This window comes from Amycolatopsis ultiminotia (assembly GCF_039536925.1).
Classification (GTDB): Bacteria; Actinomycetota; Actinomycetes; order Mycobacteriales; family Pseudonocardiaceae; genus Amycolatopsis; species Amycolatopsis ultiminotia.
The window spans coordinates 1-26,354 of the sequence record NZ_BAAAZN010000010.1 but is presented as its reverse complement, the minus strand read 5'-3'; the positions used below and the strand labels follow the sequence as shown (position 1 = coordinate 26,354).

Sequence of the window (26,354 nt, the reverse complement as noted above, 5' to 3'; positions counted from 1 at the left end):
GAGACAAGGTCACCGACCGCCGCCGACCTCGAGAACCGCACCCACGGTGTAGGACGCCGCGGGTGAGAGCAGCCAGAGCACCGCCTCCGCGAGGCCGATGCTGAGCGTGTTGACCGCAATCTTCGACGCCGCGTAGTGCACCCCACTCACCGGCCGAAGCGGAGCGCGCGGCCGTGGAGGAGATGTTCACCATCGCGCCACCCGGTCCGCCGTGCTCGGTGGACATCCGCCGGACCGCCTCCCGGCAGCACAGGAACACCCCGCCGACGTTGCCCGCCGGCACCCGGCGCACGGTCTCGGCACTCTGCTCGTCCGTGACATCCGCGTGCATCGCCCAAGCTGTCCTGCCCCGTTCGCGGACTCGCCCGGCGACCTGCTCCGCCGGTGCCGGATCGCCGGAGCAGTTCACCACGACGTCTTCCGACCTTCCTCCCCGCCTTCACAGCGCGAAGTTCTGCAGCGGCAGGTTCTCCAGGATCAGGTCGGCGCGGTCCCGGGTGCTCTCGATGAGGTCGGCGTTGCGCTGGTCGGAACCGAGCGCGCGTTGCCGGGCCTCGACCAGTGACCGGCCGTAACGGCGGTGCCGCGAAACGAGCCGTTCGATCCGCTCCGGCTCGTCCGGCGCCAGGTACCAGGCCTCGGTGAGGTACCGCCGCACGCCGCTCCACGGGTCGTCCGGCACCAGCAGGTAGTTGCCCTCGGTGATGACCAGCTGAACCTCCGGCGCGACCGGTACCGCGCCGGCGATCGGCTCCTCGATCTCGCGGCGGAACTCCGGCGCGTAGACCGTCTCGCGGCCCTCCGCGAGCCGCCGGATGAGCTGCACGTAGCCCGCCGCGTCGAAGGTGTCCGGTGCGCCCTTGCGCTCGGCCCTGCCGAGCCGCTGCAACTCCACCTGTGCCAGATGGAACCCGTCCATACCGACCACCGCGGCCCGCGAACCGAGCGCGTTCGCCAGCGCCCAGGCCAGCGTGGTCTTGCCGGAGGCAGGCGCGCCGACGATGCCGAGCACGTGCCGTTCCCGCGGCTTGGCGAGCTCCTCGGCCCGCGCCTGAAGGTCCTCGAACGCCGTCATCGCACTCCCTCTCCCACGTTCTTCACTGCCCGCGGCCCGACCGCGTCGGTCCACGATCGCGGACCGACGTGCCGGACGCGTTCCGCGGCCACCTCGTTCGCCCACCGGATCCAGCCGGGTACCGAATGCCCGAGCGTCGCCACGGCGAACGCCAGCGCGCCGTGCCACACGTCGCCGGCGCCCAGCGTGTCCCGTACCTCGACACCGGCCACCGGGACCTCCCCCGAGTCTTCCTTAGTGCTCCAGCGCACCGGCCCCGGGCCCGCGGTCGTGATCACCACCGGGACTCCGCGTTCGCGCAGCCCCGGGCCGGGCGCCCGGAACCGCTCCGCGCACGCGGCGACGTCGACCAGCGGCAGCAGCTCGTCCAGCACGGGTTTCCAGCTCCCGGCGTCCAGCAGCACGGGCACGTCCCGGCGGCGGGCTTCGCGGGCCACCGCGAGCGCCAGCTCGGGGTGGTGCCCGTCGAGCAGAACCGCGCCGGCACCGTCGAACAACGCGGTCGGCTCGGGCAGGGTCAGCGCCTCGGCGGTGGCGGCGTTGCGGGAGACGACGGTGCGTTCCCCGTCGCCGTCGCGCACCACGACCGCGCTGACCGGCGGTGGATCGGTGTTCCCCTGCGCGCGGTCGACCAGGTCGACCCCGGCGGCTTCGAGGTCGGTCCTGGCGAGTGCGGCCAGCGGATGCGCACCGAGTGCCGTCAGGAGGGTCGCCCCGGCACCGAGCGCGGCCACCGTCACCGCGGCGTTCGTCGCCGGCCCACCGGCCGCGACGTCCACCCGCAGCGACTGCACCTTCTCGCCCGGCTCCGGGAATTCGGCAACCCGCTGGACGACGTCGACAGTGCACAGGCCCGCCAGCAGCACGCGCACCTCAGGTCAGCCCTGCGTGCGTGGTGGCCGCGACCTCCACGACCTCGCCGTCCTCGGTCAGCCGCAGCGCACCGGTGAGCAGGCCGACGACCTGGTTCATGGAATGCGTCTGCGGCGACACCAAGGCGACCCGTTTGCCGAGGCGGTGCACGTGGATCCGGTCCGCGATGTCGAAAACGTGCGGCATGTTGTGGCTGATCAGCACCACCGGCAGGCCGCGGTCGCGGATCCGGCCGATCAGCTCGAGCACCTTGGCCGACTCCGCGACGCCGAGCGCGGCCGTCGGTTCGTCCATGATCACCGCCTTGGTGCCGAACGCAGCCGCCCTCGCCACCGCGACGCCTTGACGCTGCCCGCCGGAGAGCGTCTCGACCAGCTGCGTGATCGATTTGACCTGGATGCCGAGGTCGTCGAGGATCTGCTGTGCCTGCTCGCGCATGGCCGCGGTGTCCAGCTTGCGCGCACCGAGGCCGAACGGTCCACGCAGCCGCTTTTCCCTGCCGAGGAACATGTTCGAGGCAATGTCCAGTGCGGGTGCCACCGCCAGATCCTGGTACACCGTCTCGATCCCGTAGTGCCGAGCGTCCAAAGGGGACTTGAGGTGGACCGTCTTCCCGTCCACTTTGATCTCCCCGGCGTCCGGGATCAGTGCACCGGAAAGGGCTTTGATCAAGCTCGACTTGCCGGCACCGTTGTCGCCGACCACGGCGAGCACCTCGCCGGGGTACAGATCGAAGTCGGCACCGTCGATGGCGGTGACCCGGCCGTAGCGCTTCACCAGACCACGCGCGGAAAGCGTGGTCTGCCGCGAGTTCTCGGAAGTCATGACTGCTGCTGCCTCCGTGCGATCCGGTCCACGACCACGGCGGCGATCAGCAGCGCGCCGGTGGCGAGGTCCTGGTAGTTGCCGTCCACGCCCATCTGCGTCAGCCCGGAGCGCAGCACCGCCACGACCAGCGCACCCATCAACGTGCCGAGCACCGAACCGCGGCCGCCGAACAGGCTGGTGCCGCCGAGCACCACGGCGGTGATCGAGTCGAGGTTGCCGAGCTGGAACTGGTTCGGGTCGGCGTTCGGCGTGCGGCCGAGCGCCTGCCATGCGGCAATGCCGAAGCACAGGCCGGCGACGAGGTACACCGAAAGCACCGTGCGGTTGACCTTGATCCCGGACAGCCGCGCCGACTCCGGCGCGTTGCCCACCGCGTAGACGTGCTTGCCCCACGCGGTCTTCGTCAGCGCGTACCAGACGATGAGGAACATGATCAGCGCGAGCGTCATACCGTAGGTGATCGGGATGCCGCCGAACAGGTACCGCTTGGTACCGAGCCACTGCAGCAGCCCGTCGGTCACCGGCACCGCCTGTCCGCCCGCGATCAGCTTGGCCACCGCGGTGAGGCCGGTGAAGGTGCCGAGCGTGATGATGAACGCGGGCAGCTTGATCCGGGTGGCCAGTGTGCCGATGAACAGGCCGACCACGATGGTCAGCACCACGCCGACCACGAGTGCGACGAACCCGTTCGCGCCTGCCGCGGCGAGTTTGGCCATCACCAGCGTGGCCACGACCATCGAGGACGCGTTCGACAGGTCGATGCCCGCGATCAGGATGATCAGCGTCTGGCCGAGCGCGAGCGTACCGACCACCAGCGACTGCTGGACCACTGTGGACAGATTGTCCAGGTCGAAGAAGGTGTCGGTGGCCAGTGAGAACACCACGACCGCGACGACCAACGCGAGCGCGGGCCCGACCGCGGGTGCGCGCAGCAGGAACTCCCCGAGCGATTCCCGTTCCCTGACCCCGTTCACCGTTGCGGTAGTCATTTCGCCTCCGCGGGAAAAAGTGCGTCTGAGGTCGTCATTCGGTGCCTCCCCAGCAGTTCTGCAGGCCCCATGCGGTGTCCTTGCTCTCGACGCCGGGCATCGGCTTGTCGGTGATCACGGTGGAGCCGGTGTTCACGAACCCGTCCGGCTTCTTCCCGGTCTTCGCGTAGTCGAGCGCGGCGAGCACGCCCTGTTCGGCCATCTTCTTCGGGAACTGCATCACGGTGGCGGCCAGCTGCCCGCTCTTCACGTTCTGCACGCCCTCACAGCCGCCGTCGATCGAACCGAGCACGGTCTGGCCGGTGAGCCCGCGGGCTTTCAGCGCGGCATAGGCACCGCGGCCCATCGGCTCGTTCATCGAGTACACCGAGTTCAGATCGGTGGTCCGCTGCAACAGGTTCTCCATGCCCTGCTGGGCGAGGCTCTGGTCACCGTTGGCGTTGGTGTGCCCCTTGATCGCCGGCGAGGAATCGGTGAGCCCCATACCCTTGAGGAATCCGCCGTGCCGCTGCGTGTCCACCGAGGAACCGGCGGTGCCGTCGACCATCAGCAGCTTCGGATCGGTGCCGGCGAGCGCCGCCTTCACGTACGCACCCTCCTGCTGACCGGCGGCGAAGTTGTCGGTGGCGAAGGTGGCGTCGACCGCGTCGGCCGGTTCGGTGGCGGTGTCGAGCGCGATCACCAGGACGCCGGCGTCACGGGCGTCCTTGATCGCCTTGAGCACGCCGGTGGACGAGCTCGGCGTGATCAGGATGGTGTTCACGCCCTGCTGCATCAGGTTCTCGATCGCCCGGACCTGACCGTCGTTGTCCCCGTCGAACTGCCCGGCCAACGCGCTGAACTCGGCGCCGTTCGCCTTGGCCGCGGCCGCCGCGGAATTGCGCAACTCGACGAAGTAGGGATTGGTATCGGTCTTGGTGACCAGGCCGACCTTGGCCTTGCCACCACCCGGCTTTGCCGTGTTGCCACCCCAGTGGCGCTCGACCGTGCAGCCGGCCGTGCCGACCGCGACTGCGGCCGCCAGTGCCAGTGCGGTGAGACTGCGCTGTCTCATGGAGATGCCCTCCGAATCGAGGTGCGAACTTGCCGATGGACGGGAACGTAGACAGACTCGTGCCATGGCGCAAGCGTTTGCGCAAACGCTTGCCACTGCGTCCGAGGAAGGATTGACATGCCCCGACCCCGCTCGGCCCGTCCGACGCAGCGGGATATCGCGGAGATGGCCGGTGTGTCCATCACGACGGTCTCGCACGTCGTCAACGGCACGCGCGCGGTCGCCGAGGACACGAAGGCCGCCGTGCTGCGGGCGATCGAGACTACCGGGTACACCGGCGACGCGATCGCGCGCTCCCTGGTCACCGGCGGCACCCGGTCGATCGGCATGGCCATCTCACTGGTCGCCAATCCGTACTTCGCCGCGCTCATGCAGGCGATCGAACAGGAGGCGTCGGCCAACGGCTACACCGTGCTGCTGGCGGACACGCACGACACCGCGGACACCGAACGGGACGTGATCCGGACCTTGCGGTCCCGGCGGGTGGACGGCCTGCTGGTCACCCCGGTTCCCGGCGCAGGTGCGGTGATCGACGAGCTCGTTTCGCTGGATGTCCCGATCGTGCTGATGGACCGGCTCACCACCCGCACCGACGTGGACCAGGTCGGCGCGGAGAACATCCAGGCGACCTCGGCGCTGACCGCGCACCTCGCCGCACTGGGCCACCGGCGGATCGGCATGATCTCCGGCGCACCCGGCCTCCCCACGAGTGACGAACGCGTGCTCGGCTACCGCCTCGGCCTTGGCCGGGCCGGCCTGACCTGGGCGCCCGACCTGGTGACGTGCGGGCATTCGTCGCGGGCAGGCGGCGCACTGGCGCTGAGCACCCTGCTGGCCCTGCCCGAACCGCCGACGGCCCTGGTGGTGGCGAACGACAGCATGATGGTCGGCGTCCTGCACGAATCCCGCCGCCGCGGCCTGCGCCTCGGCCGGGACCTGCCGGTAGTGGTGTACGACGACGTCGAATGGGCGGAGTTCGTGGACCCGCCCCTGACCACCATGGCCCAACCGATCGAAGCCATCGGCCGACGAGCCGTACAGCTCCTGCTGGCCCGCCTGTCCGACCCGACCCGTCAGGCCGAAACAGTGCGCCTGCCGCCAACCCTGCGCCACCGCGAATCCTGCGGCTGCCAAGGACCGAGCTGATCCACGCCCCCCAGAGAACCGAACAACCCTCGCGTCCCGACCGCACACCGACGCGACACTCTTACCGCCCCGACACCGAACGACCCGAGACCCAGCAACACGAGGCTTGGCACCATTGGGCAGCTCGAGACTCAGCGACGCAGCATCGGGAGACCGACCACCGAGCGACTCCGCGCTGAACAGCGCAAGGCTCAGCAGCCCGACGCCAACCGCCCGAGCCTCAGCCACGCGGCGTTGGGCGAACACCAGCCGGCCGGGCCGAGGCAGGGCAACCCAGGAAACCTCAACCGAGCCGGGCCCGGGATCCGCGCCGCTCACCACCCCGAGCCGGCAACCTTGACCGCCCACCTCACCCGCCGACCCGGGGCGCCCACCTCACCCACCGATTCGAGCCGCCACCTCACCCGCCGACCCGGTCCGTCGTCCTTACCCACCGACACGGGCCGTCGTCCTCGCCCGCCGATTCGCACCGCCCACCTCGCCCGCCGATCGAGCCGCCACCTCACCCGCCTCGACCGGCGATTCGAGCCATCGACGTTGGCCACCAGCCCAAGCCGTCAACCTTGGCCGCCGACCCGAGCTGTCGACGTTGGCCATCAACCTCACCCGCTGACCAAACTTCCGGCTCCACCGACCAAACCCGGCCACCGAACTCACCACGAACCTTGTGACCGAGCTCGGCCACAAACCTCGGTCGCCAACCTGGCCACCACAACTGACCAGCTACTGAGCCGGAACGCGCAGTCCCGCCGCCAAGCCGCGGCCGCCAAGTCCAGCCGCCAATCCCACCTGGCAAGCCTGGCCGCCGCTCCCAACCTGAACTGCCGAGCCCGGCCGCCGCCAATCCCCGGACGCCGGGTGCAGCCCAAGCCGTTGGCCACCAACCGCACCAGCCGAGCCCGGCCATCACCAACCTCACCCACTGACCCGGACCGCCAACCTCACCCGGCAAGCCCGGCGGCTGCCAATCCCCGGTTGCCGACCCCGCCTACCGAGTCCGCCAACCCGCGTCACCAAGTTGCCTGCCAAGCACGGCCGCCACCACACGCCACTCACCAAACCCGGGCACCCACCGCGCCGCACTCGCCAAGCACGGCCACCACCGCGCCGCGCTCGCCGAATTCGGCTGTCGCCTGTGTGCCGGTGCGCCTGTCTGCGACTCCGTGTGGGCGCCGGCGGCACCGCCGTACCGGTTGGATGCGGGGGGTGTTGCGTTCACCCTCAGTGTCACCCACATGGGCGGTTCACTCACACTGGTGATTCTCCGAACTCGATGGTCGTTCGCACTCTCGGTGGGGGTGGGGTAGTGGTTACCGTAGGGTAGGACGACGACGAGGGCCTGGACCTGGATGATGACCGCTCTGGCGCCGGAGGTTCCGCTGTGGGACCCGCCGGTCACGCATCGGTTCGGGGTGGCTTTGGGCAGGCACTCCAACCCGTACAACGATCGGTTGCTGCGTGCTGTCCGGGGTGCCGCGGCGCGCGCGGGCTGTGACCTGCTGCTGGCCGACACCGGGGATTCCGTCCGCGAAGAGGCCGCAGTCGTACGGGCGTTGCGGGCCGACCGGGTCGACGGGGTGCTGCTGGTTCCGGCACCGGGCGACGACGCGGTGGTCAACGGTCTCGTGCGGATGGGCGTGCCCACCGTGCTGGTCGACCGGATCGCCGGGCGCAACGACATCGACCAGGTCGGCTCGGAGAACATCCAGGCGATGTCCGCACTCGTCGAACACCTTGCGCAGCGACGGCACCGGCGGATCGCGCTGATCACCGGCGAATCCGGGTCGACCGTCAGCGAGGAACGCGCACTCGGCTACCGGTTCGGGCTCGAACGCGCCGGACTGCGGTACAACCCGGAACTGGTCGCGTGCGGCATGTCCTCCGCAGGCGGGGCCGCCCGCGCCGCGGGGAAACTGCTCGACGGCTGGCCTTCCCCGACCGCGATCGCCGTGGCAGGCGAGGCGATGCTGATCGGGGTCCAGTGGGAGGCGCACCGCCGCGGGATCCGCATCGGATCGGAGCTCGCCGTGGTCGGCTACGGCGACATGGACTGGGCCCGCACCGTCTCGCCGGGCATCACCACGATGGCGCAGCCGATCTCGGAGATGGGCCGTCGCGCGATCCAGCTGCTGGTCGAACGCTGCCGGGAGCCGGAGCGCAGGCCGGAGGCAGTCCGGCTCGCGCCGCGGTTCCTGCACCGCGGGTCCTGCGGCTGCTGAAGCTCAGTACAGCGTCGCCGCAGCCTCCAGCAGCATCCACGCTCCGATTTGGACAGACAAATCACGTTCCGGTACCTCGCCAAGCGGCGGCGCCGGTGCGCCGCGAGACCATTCCGCGCTGAACAGCGGACCGCCCGGTGCCGCACTCGCACCACGCCAGCACGCATCCGCCGAGGCGACGACGATCCGCCGCGCGACCGCCGCCTCCGGCCTCGGCAGCCGGACCGCGGCGAGAGCAAGGTAGCGGGCCAGGATCGCGGCGAACAGTCCACCGTCACCGCCGTTCTGCCCGCGCAGTACGTCCTCGGGCGCGAGCTGTGCCGCCACCGCGCGAACCGTGCGGGCCGCAGCGTCCACATCGGACTGTTCAAGGCAAGCGCCGAGGTAAACTCCTTGGCAATAGGTGAAGATGTTCTTCACCAGTGCACCGGTATCCGCCCGGATCCCGTCCCAGACCAGTCCGGTCGCCGGGTCGACGAGAGTAGCCGAGAGCCACCGGGTCAGCGCGCCGGCCCGCTCGGCGTCGCCCTCGCGGGCGTGGAAGATCGCCGCGGGACCGTTGGCCGGTGCGTTCTTGAACCGATCCCCACGACGCCACCAGATGCCGCCACCCAGCTCGTCGGTCCAGCCCTCGTGCAGCCGGGCGCCGATTTCCGCAATGGCTGAGTCCACTGTAGACAAATTGAGGCCACGAACCCGCTGCAGGGCAAGACCGAGCCACGCGATGTCGTCGTAGAAATCGTTGAGCCAGGTGCCGAAGTTGCGCCGGTGCACGGAAGCCACGAACCGGGCGATCAGCAGTGCCCGCTCGGGATCGGGCGCACGAAGCTGGGCATCCACGAGGCAGTCCAGCAAATGCGCCTGCCACCAGTAGTTCCAGTGCCAGTGCAGCCGCTGTCCGAAGGTCGGTGGCCAGCCGCTGCGTCCGAGTGCCGTGCCCGGCATCCCCCACACGCGACGCAGGTGCCGGGTGCGCACCGCCTGTTCGGCCGCGGCAGCCCGAGCGGCCGGGTCCACTGCGGCGCTGTCCACGTTCACCAGGCCTTCGACAGGTCCGCATGCCGGCGGATCCAGGAGTGCATGACGATCCCGGCGGCCACCCCGGCGTTGATCGAACGCGTGCTGCCGAACTGGGCGATCGACACCACCCGCGTCGCTCCCGCCTGCGCGGCCTCGGACAGCCCTGGACCTTCCTGGCCGAAAAGCAGTACGCAGTCACGCGGCAGCTCAGCCGTTTCGAGTGGTTCGGCACCCGGGGTGTTGTCGACCGCGACCACGGTGAGCCCGGCTGTCCCGGCGAACTCGAGCAGCCCGGCGACGTCGTCGTGGTGACGCAGGTGCTGATAGCGGTCGGTCACCATGGCCCCGCGCCGGTTCCAGCGGCGACGGCCGACGATGTGCACCTCGGCCGCGGCGAACGCGTTGGCGGTGCGCACCACGGTGCCGATGTTGTGGTCGTGCTGGAAGTTCTCGATCGCGACGTGGAACGGATGCCGCCGGGCATCCACATCGGACACAATGGCCTCGCGCCGCCAGTAACGGTAGGCGTCCACCACATTGCGCCGGTCACCGACGTCCAGCAGTTCGGGATCGTAGCGCGGGTCGTCCGGCCGGTCCCCGGGCCACGGCCCGACGCCCACCTCTTCGCGGGTGCCCCATTCGGTGGGGCCTGGTTCGTGCGGTTCCGTGGTCACGGAAGACGATTCTCGCTCAGCCCACCCGGAGCTCGTGCGCCGGACTGTCGTGGTGCCGCTGCCGCCAGCGGTAGTACGCCCCGACGTAGGAGAACAGCAGCAGGCCCACCGCCACGACGATCACCGCGGGCAAGGCCGAACGCGGGATCACCGTGTCGTAGAGGTAGTAGGCGTTGAACCCGCCTGCCAGATCGCCGAGCCCCTGCTGGTGGCGGAAGTAGTCCTCGAGCGCGGTGAGCGGGCACGGGATCGGCGTGACGTTCACCAGGACGCCCCACACGGCAAAAAAAACGTGCACGAAAACGACCTTCGGCCAGCGCCACGCGAGGAACCCACCCAAACCGATGAACAGCAGGGCGACGATGTGCACCGCCACTGTGGCATCGGCAAGAACGTGTGCGACCGCAGCGTTCACCACCGCCTCCTCCCGGTCCCTACCAGCGACTTTACTCCGGATTACCGGTGCAGGCCTGGGAAATAGGGGGAGCCGATGTGATGTTCGACCCACCGGAGCAACCGGATCACCCCGGAGGTTGCGGAGGCGTAACGCCGGGTGGGAATTCCGGCGGGTGCTCGGCAGGCGTTCGCCGTTGCGGGTTTCGCCGCATCGGGTACTCGGTCGGCGTTTCGTCCGGGTACTGCTCCGGCGCTCCCTCCGGCGGCTTTTCCCGCCGGGGGAACGCGGGCCGCTCGGGTGGCCGGCCCGGGAGGTCAGGCTCGTCCATGGCCCCGAGGGTACGCCGGCTACTGCACTCGTTCGCCGCTCTGCGGTTCCTCTTCGCTCGGCAGGTGCACGTCACCGACGTTGATGTTCACCTCGACCACCTCGAGGCCGGTCATCTGCTCGATCGAGCCGATCACGGTGCGCCGCACCTGCCTGGCCAGCTCCGCGATCGGCACGCCGTACTCGACCACGATCTGCAGGTCGATCGCGGCCTGCTTCTCGCCGACCTCCACCGTGACTCCCTGTCCGGCACTCGCCGACGCGCCGGGGATGCGCTCGCGCAGAGCACCCAGCGTGCGCGCGGCACCTCCGCCGAGGTCGTGCACCCCGGTCACCGCACGCGTGGCGAGCCCGGCGATCTTCTGCACGACGACGTCGGCGATGGTCGTGGTGCCCTGCGACGTCACGAGCGGACCGGAGTCCGGGCGGGTGGCCAGCTCGGTGGTCTCGGACTGGGTTGCGGTCATCGGCGCTCTCCCTCGGTTGCGGTGGGGTACCACGTTCTCTTGCCCCGTCACGGGTTCGACACCGCGGGGCGAAGATCGTCACGACCCGATCGGGTGATCTGCGGGGTCAGCCGAACGCGGCGCCGTCGAGGTCGGTGACCACCAGCCGGAGCGGGGTCGCGGCCCACTCCGTGCCGTCGAGGACCGCGCGCACCGCGGCGCCTGCCTGCGCCAGCAACGGCGGCAGCGGCAGCCTGGTCGCGATCAACCGGACCTCGACCAGATCCGGCGTGAGGTCCACCGCGCCACCGGACAAATCGACCGGGAGCCAGCTGACCTCGGGCGAGACCGCGGTGGCCGGGCGCAGGCCCTCGACGCCGGTGACGGCCTCGGCGACCTTCCCCGCGGTCGCCCTTGCCGTGGTCGCGGTCACCGGCCGGCCGCTTCGATGTCCAGAATGGACACGGTCACCGCGGCGACGGACAGCCCGGTCTGGTCGGCGACCGCACGGGTGACCGCCCGCTGCACCGCACGACCCACCGCGGCAGCCTGGTCGACGCCCGAGGTGACCACGTCGACCTCCACGATCCGCCTTCCTTCGACGGTACGGACGCGGACGCCGTCGGCAGGCGCCGGTTCGAGCCCCTTCCAGCGCTGCCGCGCGGCCCTGGTCCACGCCGTGACGAGCCCGCGCAGGCCCGGTTCGAGCCGCACCACTCCGGAGGTCTCGATCGCCGCACGCGCCGCGACACTCGCGACCACCGGATCGGCGATCACGTACTCGGCCTCGACTGTCATTCCCCGTCCTCGTACACGTCTTCCACCAGCAGGTCCAGCTTCTCCAGTGACAGCCCGACCCGCGCCGCGGCTGCCCTGGTGACCAGCTCTCGCACCCTGGCCAACGATTGACCGCGATCCCCGTTCCCCAACCGCACCGCGAGAGTGAGTTCCACCTCGACGCGGGCGGCCCCGCCGTCGTCGACGCCGACCGTGCGCACCCGCACCCGGCGGGCCCGCACGTCGCCTGCCGAGTCCGCGGCGTAGCGCAGCACCACCGCGACCGCCTGCTCGCTCACCTCGACCCCACCCGGTTCGGACGTGCCCAGGTTCAGCATCTGGCCGCGGCGCACCTCGGCGCGGACCGCCGACATGATCCGCCCGACCAGGTCCGGCGGGGGCGGATCAGGTTCGGTCACCAGCTCCTGCGTCGCTTCCCGCAGGGCCAGCAGGCTTTCCCGCGCGGTCCGGCAGTGCGGGCAGCTCAGCTCGTGCTCGTCGGCCCGGCCTGCGCCGACCTCGTCGAGCCGGTCCCAGACCGTGTCCAGTTCGCGGCCGCAGGGCAGCTCGTAATCCTGGTTCACCGCCACGGCTTCATCACCTCCGCCAGCTGCGCGCGAGCCCGGGCTATCCGCCCGCGGACCGCCGTGGGGTTCGCGCCGACGATCTCACCGATCTCGTCATACGAGCGGCCGTGCACCTCGCGCAGCAGCCAGCACGCACGCTGCTCCGGCGTGAGCTCCCGCAGTGCCGCGTTGAGCGCGGCCAGCTGGCCGCTGACCTGCGCCGCGTGCTCCGGCCGTTCGTTCCGGCGCGGTGACTCGGCCAGCTCCAGGTCCACGTCGGCCTGCGGCCGCCGGGCCCGGATCACGTTCAGGCAGCGGTTCGTCGTACTGCGGTAAAGCCAGCCCACGAACGCGTGGTCGGCGCTGAGCTGCCCCAGCTTGCGCCACGCACCGAGGAAGACCTCCTGCACGACGTCCTCGGCATCCCCGCGGTGATGCAGCATCTTCACCGCGAGCCGGAACATCGGCCCCTGGTAGCGGAGCACAAGCTGTTCGTAGGCCCGTACGTCACCGTCGCGTGCACGGCCGACGAGCGTCGCGTCGTCGAGCGGCGTGCCGGGCTCCGCGTTGGTCGTGGTCACGGCACCCCCTTCCATCAGGGGGACACCACGGAGCGGAAGTTCGTCACGCATGCATTGTGGGTGATCGCAGTCACCGAGGCGAATCCCGTCAGCTGAGCCCGAGGTCGTCCTTGCTCAACAGGTAGCGGTACTCGAGGCCGTCCTTCTCGACGGCCTCACGCGCACCGGTGTCCCGGTCGACGACGGTGGCCACGCCGACGACCTCAGCCCCCGCCTCGCGCAGTGCCGTGACCGCGGTGAGCACGCTGCCGCCGGTGGTGGAGGTGTCCTCGACGGCCAGCACCCGCTGTCCACGTACCTCGACGCCCTCGATCTGCCGCTGCATGCCGTAGTCCTTCACGGCCTTGCGGACCACGAAGGCATCGAGCACGACGCCGTCGTTCGCCGCGGAGTGCAGCATTGCGAGCGCCACCGGGTCCGCGCCCAAGGTGAGCCCGCCGGCCGCGACGTAGTCCCAGTCAGCGGTCAGCTGCCGCAGCAACGTGCCGATCAACGGCGCGGCAGCGTGGTGCAGCGTCGCGCGCCGAAGGTCGATGTAGTAGTCGGCTTCCTTGCCGGAAGCCAACGTCACCTTGCCGTGTACCACGGCCAGTTCGGTGATCAGCCTGGCCAGTTCGAGCTTCGCAGTTCGGTCCAACGCGGGATACGCCACGGCCGAGAGTCTTACACACGCCCCGGCGTTCGTGGGGGTGAGCGGCACGCGTCACTCCCCGAGCGCGACGGCGGTCACCGGCCGCGTACGAGTGGCGACCCAGGCGGGCACGAGCGAGGCGAAGAGCGCGAGCACCGCAGCGATGGCGACCACGGCGACGTACACGCCTACCGGGCCGATCGGCAGCACCGAACCCGTCGTCACCAAGCAGAACGGCACGATCGCGCCCGCGGCGACCACCGTCCCGAGCAGCACGCCGATGACCGCGATCAAGCCGCCTTCGACGCTCGCCATGCGCAACACCTGCGTGCGGGTGAAGCCGCCGAGCCGCTGCAGGCCGAACTCTCGCCGACGCCGCGCAGTAGCCATCACGAGCGTGTTCACCACGGCGATCACGGTGTAGCCGATGATCATGCCGATCATCAGGTAGTTCACCCATGCGCCGACCTCGTCGCCGGAGGCGTGCGCGGCCAGCAGGCTCGCGCGGTCGCCGACCGAGACCGGCCAACCGGCGGTGGCTTCGGCGAGGCTCGCGGTAAGCCGGGCCTGGTCGACGCCTGGTTCGGCGCGCACCAGCACCTGTGGTGAGAGGCCCGCAGTGGTGTGGGCGGCGAGCAGAGCAGCGGGGAAGAGCAGCTTCTCGAAGCCCACGGGTTGAGCGACGACCGCGACGACGCGAACGGTCACCTCGTGCCCATCGCCGAGCCGGAGCGTGACCGGATCATCGACGCTTCGGTGCAGTTCGGCAGCGACGGTCTCGGGCAGCGCGACGGTGTCACCGATGAGCGCGCCGACGCTGCCCGCGGCGACAGGGGCCGAGGTGGTCTGCGCGGCGCCTTCGGCAGTGAGGCCGAGCGCGGGTTGACCATCCTCGTCCTGGCTCTCGTCGTATGGCGTGGTGACGAAGGCTGTGCTCGTCACGTACTCCGAAGCAGCTGCGACACCCGGTGTCTGCTGTACGCGCTGAAGCAGCTCCGGGCTGACACCTGCCGGAGCGGCGACCACGGCGTCCGCACGCAGGTCTTCGGTGAACGTCTGCTGCGACACGGCCTGCTGCGTGGTCTGGAGGTAGATGTTGGCGGTCGCAATGCCCACTGCGAGCACGATCGGCGTGACAGCGCCCGAAACGCGAGTGGCCGCTGTCCGCGTGTTCGCCAGTGCCAGCCAGCCGATCACGCCGCTGAACAGCCGGACCGGACCGTGCAGGAGGATCGCCATGAGCTTCGTGACACCGGGGCTGATCGCCGCTACACCGATCGCCCACAGCATCACCGCCGGTCCCGCCGTACTCGCGGCGACCGGGCCGGTCATCACGGCGATCGTCACGATGCTGAGCGCGGTACCACCGCCGAAGCAGAGCACGGCGACCACGAACCGCAACGGCGTGAGCCACCGGCGTTCGACAGTTGCCTCGGCCAGCGCCTCCGTGGGCCGGATACGGCTCACCCGCCGGGCCGCGACCAGCGCTGCGACCACTACGGCCAGCAGCGTCGCACCGGCTGCGACGGTCATCGGCAGCCAGCCCTGGCGAAACAGGACGGCCTCGGGCACCACACCAGCGTCGGTGAGCCTGCCGAAGAGCCAGCGGCCGAGCAGCGGGCCGAGTGCGGCAGCCGCGCCGATCGCGAGCACACCGATCACCAGTGCCTCGCCGAGGACCATCCGTCGCAGCTGCCGGGGAGTCGTCCCGATGGCGCGCAACAGAGCCAGCTCACGCCTGCGTTGCTGAGTGGCCAGCGTGAGCGTGCTCGCCACCACGAAGAGCGCAACGAGCACCGAGAGACCACCGGAGACCGCGGAGAGGACCACGAGGTCAGTGCCGCTGGCATCCGCCTGCGGGAACTCGGCGCGGCCGCGATCGTCGCCGGTCAGTGCGACGACGCCGTCGCCGAGATTCAGGCGTGCGGCGACGGTCGAGGGGTCACCGGTCGTGAAGACGCCGAAGTCGTCGACCTGGTTACCCGCCAGGCGTTCCGCTTCGGCAGCGGTGAAGAAGACGGTGGGTTCGGTGGTGGTGCGCGCGGCCGCGACACCGGCGACGCGGTAGCGGGCAGTGATGCCGTGGGCGGCGAGCTGGATCGTGTCGCCCGGCTTCGCCTGCCCGGCCGGGACCACGACCTCACCGTCACCGGGGGCATGCCCGGCGGTGAGCGTGTACGGCGTGAGTGCGGCGGAGTCCCACGCGTGGCCGAGTGCCTGACTTCCGGCCAGTACCACGGGAACAGTCACGTCGCTGACCACAATGGACACACCGGGCGTCGCGCGGATCCGGTCGGCCAGCGCGGGGTCCAGGCGCACCCGCTCGGGCAGCGCGACCGCTTCGGTCTTGAGCTTGCCCTCGGCCGGATCATGCTTGGGCAGGCGGATTTCCTGCTGTCCGGCAACGACGATCGGCGCAGCCGCGAGCCGCTGCGGCGGGGCGTCAGCACGGATGCCCGTCTCCATCAGGCCACCGCACGCGGACACGATGACCGCACCGAGGAACGCAGCCACGAACGTCGCGAGAAAGCCGCCCTTGCGCATCCGGAGCGTACGCAGCGCGAGCCGAAGCATCACGCGCCCACCGCGGAAGCGCCGGCCCACGCACCCAGGTGCGTCATGCGTTCCGCAACCGCGCCGGGGGTCGGGCGCGCCAGCTCACCGGCGACGCGGCCGTCGGCGAGGAAGACCACCCGGTCGGCGTGCGCGGCGGCGACCGGATCGTGCGTCACCATCACCACGGTGAGCCCACCGCGGACGGATTCACGCAGGAGAGCCAGTACTTCGGCTGCGGTGCGGGTGTCCAGTGCGCCAGTGGGTTCGTCGGCGAAGAGCACCGCCGGGCGCGTGACAAGGGCCCGCGCGATGGCGACGCGTTGCTGCTGACCGCCGGACAGCTCTCCGGGCAGATGCCGGCGTCGTTCGGAAAGCCCGACGTGCGCGAGCATCCGCGCCACCAGCTTGCCCTCGACCCGGCGTCCGGCGAGCCGCAACGGCAGCACCACGTTCTGCGCGACGGTGAGTGAGGGCAGCAGGTTGAACGCCTGGAAGACGAAGCCGACCCGGTCGCGGCGCAGCTTCGTCAGCCGGGTCTCCGAAAGGGCCGAGAGCTCCTGCCCGTCGAGGTGCACCGTGCCGGAGGTGGGCCGGTCCAGTCCCGCGGCGCAGTGCAGGAACGTGCTCTTACCCGATCCCGACGGACCCATCACGGCGGTGAACCCGCCTTGCGGGAACGCCAGATCCACCCCGTCGAGGGCGGTCACGCGCCCGTAGTCCTTGCGCACGGCCTGCAGCCGGACCGCCTCGTTCACCATGCGGTGAACGCTAGGCCGCAACGGCGATGCACACCCTGGTGCCAGCTCGCCGGGCGACGGTGGGGTCAGCCCTACCTCAGGTACGGTCGCGGTTGCCGAACCCGGCCGCCAGCCGTCGCAGGACCGCGCGCGGCAGCACGCCACCGATCGCGACCAACGCCTTGTACTGCAGGCTCGGCACGGAGATCACCTTCCCGCGACGCAGGTCGGCCAATGCCTCGTCCACGACCTGTTCGACGCCGAGCCATATCGCCTTCGGTCCCTCCTTCACCAGGCCTGCCCGCTCGTGGAATTCGGTGGTGGTGAAGCCGGGGCACAGCGCCATCATCCGCAGCCCCGGCGGCAGCGAGGTCGCGATGCCCTCGGTGAACGAGGTGACCCAGTTCTTGCTCGCGGTGTAGGTGGATCCGCGGCCGGAGAAGAAGCCGGCGACGCTGGAGACGTTGATGACGTCGCCGTGGCCGCGCTCGACCATGCCCGGCAGCACCGCACGGGTGAGCTGCAGGACGGCGGTCACGTTCACGTCGAGCTGGCGCTGCAGGTCGTCCGGCGAGGTCTCCCAGAACCGTCCGCTGAGGCCGAACCCGGCGTTGTTGACCAGCAGGTCGACCGGCCGGGCGGCGAGCAGCTGCCCGACCCGGTTCCGTCCCTCCACTTCGGACAGATCGGCAGCCAGCACCTCGACCTCGACCCGGTACTGCGCACGCAGCTGCCCGGCGAAGAAGGAGAGCCGCCGTTCGTCGCGGGCGACCAGGACGAGGTCGTACTTCTCGGCGGCAAGCCTGCGGGCGAACTGGGCACCGATACCGGCGGTTGCCCCGGTGAGCACAGCGGTGGTGGTCATGAGGGTGAACCTAGTCGCAGGCCGCGTGCGTTCACGCAGACGGCGAAGTAAGGTCCGCCGCATGGGCAAGCACACCAAGCTGATGCCCGGCCACCTGCCCGAGATGGCCGCCAGTGCGGCGCACCCCACCGGCCCGACCACCACGGCGCCGGCACCGGCCAGGCCCCGAACGCAACAACCACCCGCCCCCACCACCGAGGCGCGCCCACCCGCCCCGGCTGGGTCCCTGGCCGTGGACCGACCATCCGGCCCGCCCCCTGGCCCGGCACCCCACCTACCCACAGCTGCGAGCGGGAAACGGCCACCCGACCCGGTACAGCCCGTGGCCGTGGAGCAACCACCCGGCCCGACCACCGCCCGGCAACCGGCACCCCAGCTGCCCGCAGCTGCGAGCACGGAACGGCCACCCGACCTGGTACAGCCCGTGGCCGTGGAGCAACCACCCGGCCCGACCATCGGGCAACCGACACCGGGCCTGCCCGCAGGCGCGGCCGGGGAGCAGCCGCTCAGCCCACCGCAGCCCCTGGTCGGACAACAACCACTCGGCCCAGCCCCAGTCCTGGCCCGGCAACCGACCCCCCACCTACCCACAGCTGCGAGCGGGGAATGGCCACCCACCCCAGACTCTGGTCGTGGACCAACCATCCGGCCCGCCCCCGACCGGCGGACCAGCGCCCGACCTGCCCGCAGCTGCGAGCGCGGAATGGCCACCCGACTCGCCCCAAATCCTGGCTGCGGGTCAGGTTGGGCGGGGTTCCTGGCCGGGGGCGCACCTTGGGGTGTCGGGTTTGGTCCCTGGTGCGGGGTTGCGGTTGGCCGGCGAGGGGCGGTGGTCCGGGCGGTACGGGGCCGACGTCCGGGTCGATCGCGGCGCGGGGGGCGACGTCGGCCGGTTCGTCGGCGACCTGGGCCCGGGGGTGACGGGCTCGGGGGCGGAGAGTCCGGACCAGCACGGCCTCGGGCGGTTCAGCGGGAACCTCGACGTGCCTCGGCTGGACGTTGCGGACCGCGGCGTCGTGTCCGGTGACCTCGGTCTGGCGGCTGGGCCGGAACCGGAGAGCGCGGTCCACGAGGAGTTCACCCTCGACGAAGCGGTCACCACGACGGCACTGGCGACGCCGGTTCCGGTGCAGCCCCGGCACCGCAGTGCGCGGATGCTCGGGCACCGGCTGACCGGCGACGGCTGGGTGGTGTCCCCCGCAGCGGTCACCTCGACCTGACGGCGGTCAGGCTTCCTCGTTGTTGTCCGGCGGCGGCGCCGGAACCGACCCGTAGGTGCTCGGCCCGCTCGACGGCGTGCGCGGCTCCGGCGGCGACGGCTGGCGATCGGTCGACCGGGTGTCCGCCGGGGACGGGGCCTGGGTTTCGACCGGGGTGGTTGCGTGCGTATCGGCAGGGGAGGTGGCCCCGATGTCCGGAGCGGAACGGGTTTCCGGCGGGGTGCGCGGGGAGTGCCTGCCGGACGTCTCGAACGCCTGGGTGCGCTGAGCGACCGGGTTGCCCTGAGCACGCGGGTCGGCTTGACCACGTGAACCCGCCTGGCTACGCGGGTCGGCCTGACCACCCGGATCGGCCTCGCCACGTGAACCCGCCTGACCACGCGCATCGGCCTGACCACGCACATCCGCCTGACCGCGCCCATCGGCCTGACCACGCGCATCGGCCTGACCACGCGGGGCAGCCTGGTCGTGCACGTCCGGCTGATCGCGCGGGGCGGTCTGGGTGCGTGGGTCGAGGGTCTGGGTGCGCTGGTCGGGAGCGGGGGTGCCGGCTGCCGGGGTCCAGGTCCGGGTGGCCTCGTAGTCCTCGTCGAAGGGGTCCACGATGTCCGCGATCTCGCCGAGGTCGCGCAGCAGGCGTTCGAGCCGTGACGGGCCCGCGCCGGGGATCACGCTGGCCAGCACCCACTCGTTCTCCAGCCAGGCCACGCCCACGTCGCCGCCGAGCTGATCGGCGGCGTCCACCAGATCCTGGGTGATCACCTGGCGGGCGCCCTCGGTGTCGTCGGCGAAGGCGTAACGCTGGCCGATCGGGCCGAGCATCTCGGGCATGTTCTCACGCTGGAACGGCACGCTCGACAGCCACATCTCCACCGGCACGCGGTGCGTCTTGTTGCAACGCACCGCGACCACGACCGCCGGGATCTGCCCCTCGGACTCGATGTCGAAGATGAACACCGGACGGCGGCCGTCGGAGGTGAAGGTGGAGCCCGCGACGACGTTCACCGCGGCGTCCGCGCCGAAGTAGCCGATCGCCCCGCCCGACCACTGCCGCGGCAGCCGCTCGTCCTCCTCCACGAACTGCCATCCGCGCAGCTGGGCCCAGCGCATCCGCTCGCGGTTGCGCGAGCCTTCCTTCGCCCGGTCCGCGAACAGCAGGCCGAGGCCCGCCACCAGCGCGACGGCGGCGATGACGAACCAGATCCACGCCGAGATACCCACGTCGGTCAGGGTATCGCTGCCCGGCCCGCGCACCCGTCCGCCCGCACCGTGTCGGCGCGCCCCTTTTCGGGCCAATCACCGGCTCCGGGTCGACAAATCGGCTAATCTCGCGGGTCTTTCACCGAGCAGGCAGATCCTCCTCCGTACGTCCGGCGCCGGTGAGCAGGCCGTCGTCCGCGGCCAGCCCCCGCCGTCCGCACGAGGCTGCGCTGCCCGGGAAAGCGAAAACGGCCCCGCCACGAGGACGGGGCCGTTCGCTCGGGCCGGCGAGGGAGGCGGCGAACCGTCTCCGCTCGCCGGCTTCGGTGGGCGCGAGCGTCAGTCGACGCGGGAGACGGTGAGCGTGTCCCCGGTGTTCAGGTCCGGGATGTCCACCCCGACCGTGTCGCCGTCGCGGATTTCGCCGGACAGCAGCTGCTTCGCCAGCTGGTCGCCGATCGCCGACTGCACCAGACGGCGCAACGGGCGCGCCCCGTAGATCGGGTCGAAGCCGTTGAGCGCCAGCCATTCCCTGGCGCCTTCGGAGACGTCCAGGTGCAGCCTGCGCTGGGCGAGCCGCTTCGCCAGCCTGGCCACCTGTATGTCTACAATGGACGTCAGCTGCTCGGTGCCGAGCGCGTGGAACACCACGATGTCGTCCAGCCGGTTCAGGAACTCCGGCTTGAACTGCCGTTGCACGACCTCCAGCACCGCGTCGCGCCGCTGCGCTTCGTCCAGCGCCGGGTCGGCGATCGCCTGCGAGCCGAGGTTCGAGGTCAGGATCAGGATGGTGTTGCGGAAGTCCACCGTCCGGCCCTGTCCATCGGTCAGCCTGCCGTCGTCGAGCACCTGCAGCAGCACGTCGAACACGTCCGGGTGCGCCTTCTCCACCTCGTCGAGCAGCACCACGGTGTACGGGCGGCGGCGCACCGCCTCGGTCAGCTGACCGCCCTGGTCGTAGCCCACGTACCCGGGCGGAGCGCCGACGAGCCGGGCCACCGAGTGCTTCTCGGAGTACTCGCTCATGTCGATCCGCTGCATCGCGCGCTCGTCGTCGAACAGGAACTCCGCCAGCGCCTTCGCCAGCTCGGTCTTGCCTACCCCGGTCGGGCCGAGGAAGAGGAACGATCCGGTCGGCCGGTCCGGGTCGGCCACGCCTGCCCGCGCCCGCCGTACCGCGTCCGCGACGACCTGCACCGCCTGGTCCTGCCCGATGACGCGGCGATTCAGCTCCTGCTCCATCCGCAGCAGCTTGCCCGTCTCGCCCTCCAGCAGGCGTCCGGCGGGAATGCCGGTCCACGCGCTGACCACGTCGGCGACGTCGTCCGCGCCCACCTCCTCCTTGAGCATCACGTTCTGCTGGCTCGCCTCGCTCGCGGCCGTGGCGGCTTCGAACTCCTTCTCCAGCGCCGGAATCCGGCCGTACCGCAGCTCCGCTGCCTTGCCGAGGTCACCGTCGCGTTCGGCGCGTTCCGATTCGCCGCGCAGCTGCTCGAGCTGCTCCTTCAGCTCGCGAACCCGCTCGATGGAGCCCTTCTCGTTCTGCCAGCGGGCGGTCAGCGCGGTCAGCTCTTCCCGCTTCTCGGCCAGTTCACCGCGCAGCGCCGACAGCCGTTCCTTCGATGCGGCATCGTCCTCCTTGGACAGTGCCATCTCTTCGATCTCCATCCGCCGCACGGATCGCTCGACCTCGTCGATCTCCACCGGTCGCGAGTCGATCTCCATGCGCAGCTTGGACGCGGCCTCGTCGACCAGGTCGATCGCCTTGTCCGGCAGGAACCGCGCGGTGATGTAACGGTCGGACAGCGTCGCCGCGGCGACCAGTGCCGCGTCGGTGATCCGGACGCCGTGGTGCACCTCGTAGCGCTCCTTGAGGCCACGCAGGATCGCGATGGTGTCCTCCGGCGACGGCTCGCCGACCAGCACCTGCTGGAACCGCCGTTCGAGCGCGGCGTCCTTCTCGATGTGCTGGCGGTACTCGTCGAGCGTGGTCGCGCCGACCATCCGCAGCTCACCACGGGCGAGCATGGGCTTGATCATGTTGCCCGCGTCCAGAGAGGACTCAGCACCGCCCCCCGCTCCCGCGCCGACGATCGTGTGCAGCTCGTCGATGAAGGTGACGACCTCGCCCGCGGAGTCGGTGATCTCCTTGAGCACGGCCTTCAACCGCTCCTCGAACTCACCGCGGTACTTCGCGCCCGCGACCATCGAGCCGAGGTCGAGGGCCACCACTCGCTTGCCGCGCAACGATTCCGGCACGTCGCCTGCGACGATCCGCTGGGCGAGGCCCTCCACGATCGCCGTCTTGCCGACGCCCGGTTCACCGATCAGCACCGGGTTGTTCTTGGTACGCCGGGAAAGCACCTGCACCACCCGGCGGATCTCGGTGTCCCGCCCGATCACCGGGTCGAGTTCACCGGCACGGGCGCGTTCGGTGAGGTCGACGCCGTACTTCTCCAGCGCCTTGAAGGTGCTCTCCGGGTCCGGATTGGTGATCCGCGCGGAACCGCGCACCTTGGCGAACGCCTCGCGCAGCGCGTCCGGCGTCGCCCCGTGCCGCTTCAGCAGGTCGGCGACCTGCCCGCCCTCGCCGGCGAGGCCGACGAGCAGGTGCTCGGTCGACACGTACTCGTCACCGAGCTCCGTGGCGAGCTGCTGTGCCTGCGTGAGCGCCTTGACCGCGTGCGCGTCGAACTGCGGGCTCGACACGGTGGCGCCGGTCGCGGACGGCAGCGCGTGGATGATCGGGTCGAGCTCCTTGTGCACCACCTCCGGATCGGCCCCGACCGCGGTCAGCAGCGGCGCGGTGAGCCCCTCGCCCTGTGCCAGCAGGGCGCCCAGCAGATGGGCTGCGGACACGTGCGGGTTGCCGGCCATGGTGGCCGCCTGCGCCGCCGACGAGATCGCCTGCTGGGTTTTCGTGGTCGGGTTGAAAGCGTCCATCCCTCACCTCATGCGTCTGTGAAAAGTCCAGGTGACCGGCCTGACCAAGGCCCGTCGACAGATATAACGTCAGCAAACTTGAGTCTGTTCCGCTCAACCCTGAATTGGCGTCACAGCCCCCGTCGGCAACCTCGGTCCCAGCCTGCCGAGCCCCAGTGCGGCCAGGCAAGCGCACACACCGACCAGTACCCAGGGTAGCCACGACGACACGGAAAACAACGAGACCACGGCCGGCGCGAGCACCTGCGCAACGGTGAACGCGTACTGGAACGCCGCCAGGTAGCGCCCCTTCGCTTCGGGTGGCGCCGCGGCCTCGGCGAGTGCCCCGGACCGTGGTCCGAACACCAGGTCACCCGCGGCGTACAGAAGGGTCGTGGCCAGCAGGTACGGCACCTGCCAGCTGCGCGGCACGAGCAGCACGGCGAGACTGGCCAGGCACCACGCGGCGAACAGTGCGGAGCCGGCACGCATGGCGTCGATCCGGCTGAGCCGGCGGGTGAGCCGCAACGCCACCGTGCCGCCGACGCTGGTGAGGACGGTGAGCAGGAACAGGATCGCGCCGGGCAACCAGAGCGGCGCACGCAGCCGTTCGAGCACGAACACCGGCGTGCCGATGAGGAAGAAGTCCAGCGAGAGCCCGAACATTCCGCTCAGCAGGATCAGTGCGAGGTACGGCCGGTTGCGCAGTACACCCGCGTGGCTGCGACGCGTCCGGACGACGTCGTGGGCAGCGCGCACGAACGCCGTCACGAGCCCCGCGGCGAGCACGAAGGTGACCACGTCGAGCACCAGCGCGACGCCGTAGCCACGGTCCCCGAACCAGCTCAGCAGGCCCGACGAGGCCAGTCCGCCGAGCCCGAACCCACCCGCGCGCACCATCCCGACCTCGGCGAACGGCCGATCCTTCGGGACGTCACCCGCGACCTCGGCGATGAGCGCGAAGAGGCAGCTGTGGAAAAGCTGCTGCCCCGAACCCAGCAGCACCGACGCGACGACCACGCCGGCAATGCCGTGCGCGAACAGGAAGACCGACGCTCCGGCCGCTTGCAGCAACTGCGCGCCGAGCACACCGGCCCGCGGCCCGGCACGGTCCGCCAGCCGGCCGGCGAGCGGCGGCACGAACAGTCCCGCGGTGGCCCCCACGGTGACCGCCGTACCCGCCGCGACGAGCGGGATCCCCACCACCCGCGTCACGTACAGCAACGCGAGCGGGAGAAAGAGGCCGGAGCCGAAGTTGTCGACCCCCATGGCCCCGAGCAGCGCGAACCGGCTCCGCGTCACCGGATCGACGCTACCTGCGAGACGGCCGCCGGGTCAGGTCCGGAAGGAGCCATCAGGACACCGGCGAATGCCACTGCGGGTAGCAGCTCGAGCCGGGGGGGAAGAAGCGTTCGGACCGAAGGAACCGTACTGCCGCAGACCTGCGGCGGGTCATTTCCCGAGCTGGTCCTCGGCTCCGGACCGGACCGGTGCTGCGGCGACCGCGATGCTTTGGAATTGCCGCACCAGTGGGCGTTCGTCGTCCGTTCGGGTGGCGAGCTGGACGGTACTGCGTGCGTCGGTGCCCGCGAGCGCGGCGACCACAGTGCCCTCAGGCAACGGCGACGCCGCACTGCGTGGAGCGATGGTCACGCCGAGGCCTGCCGCGACGAGGTGGAAGACCGTGTTCCATTCGGAGCCTTCGAAAGCGATGTCGGGCTCCAGCGATGCTTCGTGGAAGGGCTGCAGATTCCGCGCACGCGCGCGGGCCCCGGCACGTGCCGGGAACAGGACGAGCGGACAAGGCGCGAGTTGAGCGGCGGTGACAGCGTTGCGTCCCGCCAGCGGATGCTGGGCCGGCAGGACGGCGACGAACGGCTCCTCGAGGAGCGGGGTGAGGGAAATCCCGTTCCGCTCCTCGGCGTCCCGGACGATGCCGAGGTCGGCCGCTGCTCGCTCCAGCAGGTCCAACGTCGTGCTCGTGAAGCCCTCCTGGAGACGCACCTGCACATGGGGCCGGTCCTGGGTGAAAGCACGCAGTGCCGAACTCACGGAGTTCGCTGCCGACGAGATGAACGCGATGTCGAGTCGGCCCGCTTCGCCGCGGGCGACCCGGGCGGCCTCGGCCACGTCGGCGGAAAGCCGCTCCAGTAGTTCGCGGGCGCGTGGCAGAAACACCGCACCGGCGGCGGTGAGGCGGACCGAACGGGACGTGCGCTCGAACAGTGCCGCACCGACGAAGGTTTCCAGCTGCCGGATCTGCTGCGAAAGCGCCGGCTGGGCGATCCGGACCCGCTGGGCAGCACGACCGAAGTGGAGCTCTTCGGCGACCGCGGCGAAGTACCGCAGGTGCCGAAGTTCGATTCTGCCATCCATATCTGCAACCTATCAATGAGCCGGACAGCAGGTATTGGAGTTCTTGATCCGGGCCGAGCAGACTTGTTTCATGGCTTCGTCCACCAGCGCTGCGCCGCAGATCGTGTCGTGCACTTCCGACCACGACGCCGAGGCGTTCCGCCGGATCAACGAGGAGTGGATCAGCCGGCTCTTCACGCTCACCGACGAGGACCGCGCGCTGCTGAACGACCCGCGCGGACAGATCATCGACCCCGGCGGCGACGTCCTGATCGCCCGACGCGACAACGGAACGATCTTGGGGTGCGTGGCCCTCGTCCGGTACCCGGACGACGTTCTCGAACTGTCCAAAATGGGCGTCACCCCGGCGGCACAGGGCCACGGCGTCGGACGCAGGCTCGTCACCGCCGCAATCAGGAGAGCACGCGAACTGCGCGCCCGACGGCTCTTCCTCGGCACCAACTCGAAGCTCGGCCCGGCAATCCACCTCTACCAGGACGCGGGATTCACTCGCATCACCCGAGACCAGCTGCCCGTCGCCGACTACTACGCCCGCGCGGACATCCTGATGGAACTGGCGCTCACTTAGGGCGTGTCTGACAGTGTCTTGGTTCAAGCGGCCACGGTGTGGAGGATGACCGTTGATCGGTAGATGATGGCGAGTTTGTCGTAGCGGGTAGCCAGGCCTTGTCATTGCTTGAGCAGGGTGAAGCGGCGTTCGGCGACGTTGGGGCCGTGGTAGTCGACCGGGTCGAAGGCGGGTGGCCGACCGCCGCGGGAACCGTGGTGTCTGCGGTGCCCTGCTTGATCGGCAGGTTCGGGTAGCACAGCGGTGATGCCGTGGTTGCGCGGATGTCCGCGGGTCGCGTTCGAGGAGTAGGCCTTGTCGTCGCGGG

Annotated in this window: 24 protein-coding genes and 3 pseudogenes; 4 read left to right on the top strand and 23 right to left on the bottom strand. The window is 70.5% G+C overall.

All coding sequences use genetic code 11. The annotated features are described in order from the left end of the window. Positions 1 to 9 precede the first annotated feature (9 nt). The 6 genes and pseudogenes from ABD793_RS22710 to ABD793_RS22685 form a co-directional block, all read right to left on the bottom strand. Positions 10 to 427: pseudogene (locus ABD793_RS22710) on the bottom strand (SDR family NAD(P)-dependent oxidoreductase); the annotation flags it as partial. 12 nt (positions 428 to 439) lie between these two features. Then, positions 440 to 1,075, bottom strand: a complete 636-nt coding sequence (locus tag ABD793_RS22705; RefSeq protein ID WP_344863173.1) for a nucleoside/nucleotide kinase family protein — start codon at positions 1,073 to 1,075, stop codon at positions 440 to 442. Further along, on the bottom strand, positions 1,072 to 1,941 hold the full coding sequence (locus tag ABD793_RS22700) for a PfkB family carbohydrate kinase (RefSeq protein ID WP_344863684.1): 870 nt from the start codon (positions 1,939 to 1,941) through the stop codon (positions 1,072 to 1,074). The genes ABD793_RS22705 and ABD793_RS22700 overlap by 4 nt, the downstream gene beginning before the upstream one ends. Positions 1,942 to 1,948: 7 nt before the next feature. Then, positions 1,949 to 2,773, bottom strand: coding sequence for an ATP-binding cassette domain-containing protein (locus ABD793_RS22695; protein ID WP_344863171.1), 825 nt, complete (start codon positions 2,771 to 2,773; stop codon positions 1,949 to 1,951). After that, entirely contained in the window at positions 2,770 to 3,765 is a 996-nt protein-coding gene (locus ABD793_RS22690) for an ABC transporter permease (RefSeq protein ID WP_344863169.1), read from the bottom strand. Before ABD793_RS22690 ends, ABD793_RS22695 begins: the two co-directional genes overlap by 4 nt. 34 nt (positions 3,766 to 3,799) lie before the next feature. Beyond that, positions 3,800 to 4,819 (bottom strand): substrate-binding domain-containing protein, encoded by a 1,020-nt coding sequence (locus ABD793_RS22685; RefSeq protein ID WP_344863167.1) that lies wholly within the window; start codon positions 4,817 to 4,819, stop codon positions 3,800 to 3,802. Positions 4,820 to 4,936: 117 nt separating this feature from the next. On the opposite strand from ABD793_RS22685, the gene ABD793_RS22680 reads away from it, so the two are divergent. Both ABD793_RS22680 and ABD793_RS22675 read left to right on the top strand, forming a co-directional pair. Further along, complete coding sequence (locus ABD793_RS22680) at positions 4,937 to 5,965, top strand: LacI family DNA-binding transcriptional regulator (protein WP_344863165.1); 1,029 nt, start codon at positions 4,937 to 4,939, stop codon at positions 5,963 to 5,965. A 1,352-nt stretch (positions 5,966 to 7,317) separates the two neighbouring features. After that, entirely contained in the window at positions 7,318 to 8,184 is an 867-nt protein-coding gene (locus tag ABD793_RS22675; protein ID WP_344863163.1) for a LacI family DNA-binding transcriptional regulator, read from the top strand. A gap of 3 nt (positions 8,185 to 8,187) precedes the next feature. On the opposite strand, the gene ABD793_RS22670 is transcribed toward ABD793_RS22675, so the two are convergent. The 12 genes from ABD793_RS22670 to ABD793_RS22615 all read right to left on the bottom strand — a co-directional run bounded on the left by ABD793_RS22670 (position 8,188) and on the right by ABD793_RS22615 (position 17,761). Next, positions 8,188 to 9,129, bottom strand: coding sequence for a glycoside hydrolase family 76 protein (locus tag ABD793_RS22670; protein WP_344863682.1), 942 nt, complete (start codon positions 9,127 to 9,129; stop codon positions 8,188 to 8,190). Between the two features lie 89 nt (positions 9,130 to 9,218). Next, positions 9,219 to 9,878, bottom strand: a complete 660-nt coding sequence (locus ABD793_RS22665; RefSeq protein ID WP_344863162.1) for a TrmH family RNA methyltransferase — start codon at positions 9,876 to 9,878, stop codon at positions 9,219 to 9,221. A 16-nt stretch (positions 9,879 to 9,894) separates the two neighbouring features. Continuing rightward, the gene (locus tag ABD793_RS22660) at positions 9,895 to 10,293 is read right to left on the bottom strand and encodes a DUF2784 domain-containing protein (protein ID WP_344863160.1); all 399 of its coding nucleotides are present in this window, start codon (positions 10,291 to 10,293) and stop codon (positions 9,895 to 9,897) included. 329 nt (positions 10,294 to 10,622) lie between these two features. Beyond that, positions 10,623 to 11,069 carry an Asp23/Gls24 family envelope stress response protein gene (locus tag ABD793_RS22655; RefSeq protein WP_344863158.1) on the bottom strand — a complete coding sequence of 149 codons (447 nt, stop codon included), beginning with the start codon at positions 11,067 to 11,069 and terminating at the stop codon, positions 10,623 to 10,625. 106 nt (positions 11,070 to 11,175) lie between these two features. Further along, entirely contained in the window at positions 11,176 to 11,481 is a 306-nt protein-coding gene (locus ABD793_RS22650) for a hypothetical protein (protein ID WP_344863156.1), read from the bottom strand. Next, a complete protein-coding gene (locus tag ABD793_RS22645; RefSeq protein ID WP_344863154.1) occupies positions 11,478 to 11,846 on the bottom strand; it encodes an Asp23/Gls24 family envelope stress response protein in 369 nt (122 codons plus the stop codon). Before ABD793_RS22645 ends, ABD793_RS22650 begins: the two co-directional genes overlap by 4 nt. Continuing rightward, complete coding sequence (locus tag ABD793_RS22640; protein ID WP_344863152.1) at positions 11,843 to 12,415, bottom strand: Asp23/Gls24 family envelope stress response protein; 573 nt, start codon at positions 12,413 to 12,415, stop codon at positions 11,843 to 11,845. The genes ABD793_RS22645 and ABD793_RS22640 overlap by 4 nt, the downstream gene beginning before the upstream one ends. Further along, positions 12,406 to 12,987 carry an RNA polymerase sigma factor gene (locus ABD793_RS22635; protein WP_344863149.1) on the bottom strand — a complete coding sequence of 194 codons (582 nt, stop codon included), beginning with the start codon at positions 12,985 to 12,987 and terminating at the stop codon, positions 12,406 to 12,408. The genes ABD793_RS22640 and ABD793_RS22635 overlap by 10 nt, the downstream gene beginning before the upstream one ends. Before the next feature lie 73 nt (positions 12,988 to 13,060). Continuing rightward, entirely contained in the window at positions 13,061 to 13,624 is a 564-nt protein-coding gene (gene pyrE, locus ABD793_RS22630) for an orotate phosphoribosyltransferase (protein ID WP_344863147.1), read from the bottom strand. Between the two features lie 51 nt (positions 13,625 to 13,675). Then, on the bottom strand, positions 13,676 to 16,177 hold the full coding sequence (locus ABD793_RS22625) for an FtsX-like permease family protein (protein ID WP_344863680.1): 2,502 nt from the start codon (positions 16,175 to 16,177) through the stop codon (positions 13,676 to 13,678). After that, positions 16,177 to 16,917, bottom strand: a complete 741-nt coding sequence (locus tag ABD793_RS22620; RefSeq protein WP_344863144.1) for an ABC transporter ATP-binding protein — start codon at positions 16,915 to 16,917, stop codon at positions 16,177 to 16,179. Before ABD793_RS22620 ends, ABD793_RS22625 begins: the two co-directional genes overlap by 1 nt. A gap of 76 nt (positions 16,918 to 16,993) precedes the next feature. After that, positions 16,994 to 17,761 (bottom strand): SDR family NAD(P)-dependent oxidoreductase, encoded by a 768-nt coding sequence (locus ABD793_RS22615; RefSeq protein WP_344863142.1) that lies wholly within the window; start codon positions 17,759 to 17,761, stop codon positions 16,994 to 16,996. A 788-nt stretch (positions 17,762 to 18,549) separates the two neighbouring features. On the opposite strand from ABD793_RS22615, the gene ABD793_RS22610 reads away from it, so the two are divergent. Continuing rightward, positions 18,550 to 18,981 carry a hypothetical protein gene (locus tag ABD793_RS22610; RefSeq protein WP_344863140.1) on the top strand — a complete coding sequence of 144 codons (432 nt, stop codon included), beginning with the start codon at positions 18,550 to 18,552 and terminating at the stop codon, positions 18,979 to 18,981. 540 nt (positions 18,982 to 19,521) lie between these two features. On the opposite strand, the pseudogene ABD793_RS22605 reads toward ABD793_RS22610, so the two are convergent. The 4 genes and pseudogenes from ABD793_RS22605 to ABD793_RS22590 all read right to left on the bottom strand — a co-directional run. Next, positions 19,522 to 20,202, bottom strand: a pseudogene (locus tag ABD793_RS22605) (hypothetical protein); the annotation flags it as partial. Between the two features lie 318 nt (positions 20,203 to 20,520). After that, on the bottom strand, positions 20,521 to 23,124 hold the full coding sequence (clpB, locus tag ABD793_RS22600; RefSeq protein WP_344863138.1) for an ATP-dependent chaperone ClpB: 2,604 nt from the start codon (positions 23,122 to 23,124) through the stop codon (positions 20,521 to 20,523). A gap of 93 nt (positions 23,125 to 23,217) precedes the next feature. Continuing rightward, positions 23,218 to 24,405 carry an MFS transporter gene (locus ABD793_RS22595; RefSeq protein WP_344863136.1) on the bottom strand — a complete coding sequence of 396 codons (1,188 nt, stop codon included), beginning with the start codon at positions 24,403 to 24,405 and terminating at the stop codon, positions 23,218 to 23,220. Between the two features lie 150 nt (positions 24,406 to 24,555). Then, positions 24,556 to 25,479 (bottom strand): LysR family transcriptional regulator, encoded by a 924-nt coding sequence (locus ABD793_RS22590; RefSeq protein ID WP_344863134.1) that lies wholly within the window; start codon positions 25,477 to 25,479, stop codon positions 24,556 to 24,558. Positions 25,480 to 25,549: 70 nt separating this feature from the next. Here ABD793_RS22590 and ABD793_RS22585 point away from each other — a divergent pair, with 70 nt between their 5' ends. Beyond that, positions 25,550 to 26,047, top strand: coding sequence for a GNAT family N-acetyltransferase (locus tag ABD793_RS22585; protein WP_344863132.1), 498 nt, complete (start codon positions 25,550 to 25,552; stop codon positions 26,045 to 26,047). A gap of 101 nt (positions 26,048 to 26,148) precedes the next feature. On the opposite strand, the pseudogene ABD793_RS22580 reads toward ABD793_RS22585, so the two are convergent. After that, positions 26,149 to 26,354 (bottom strand): annotated as a pseudogene (locus ABD793_RS22580) (IS5 family transposase); the annotation flags it as partial.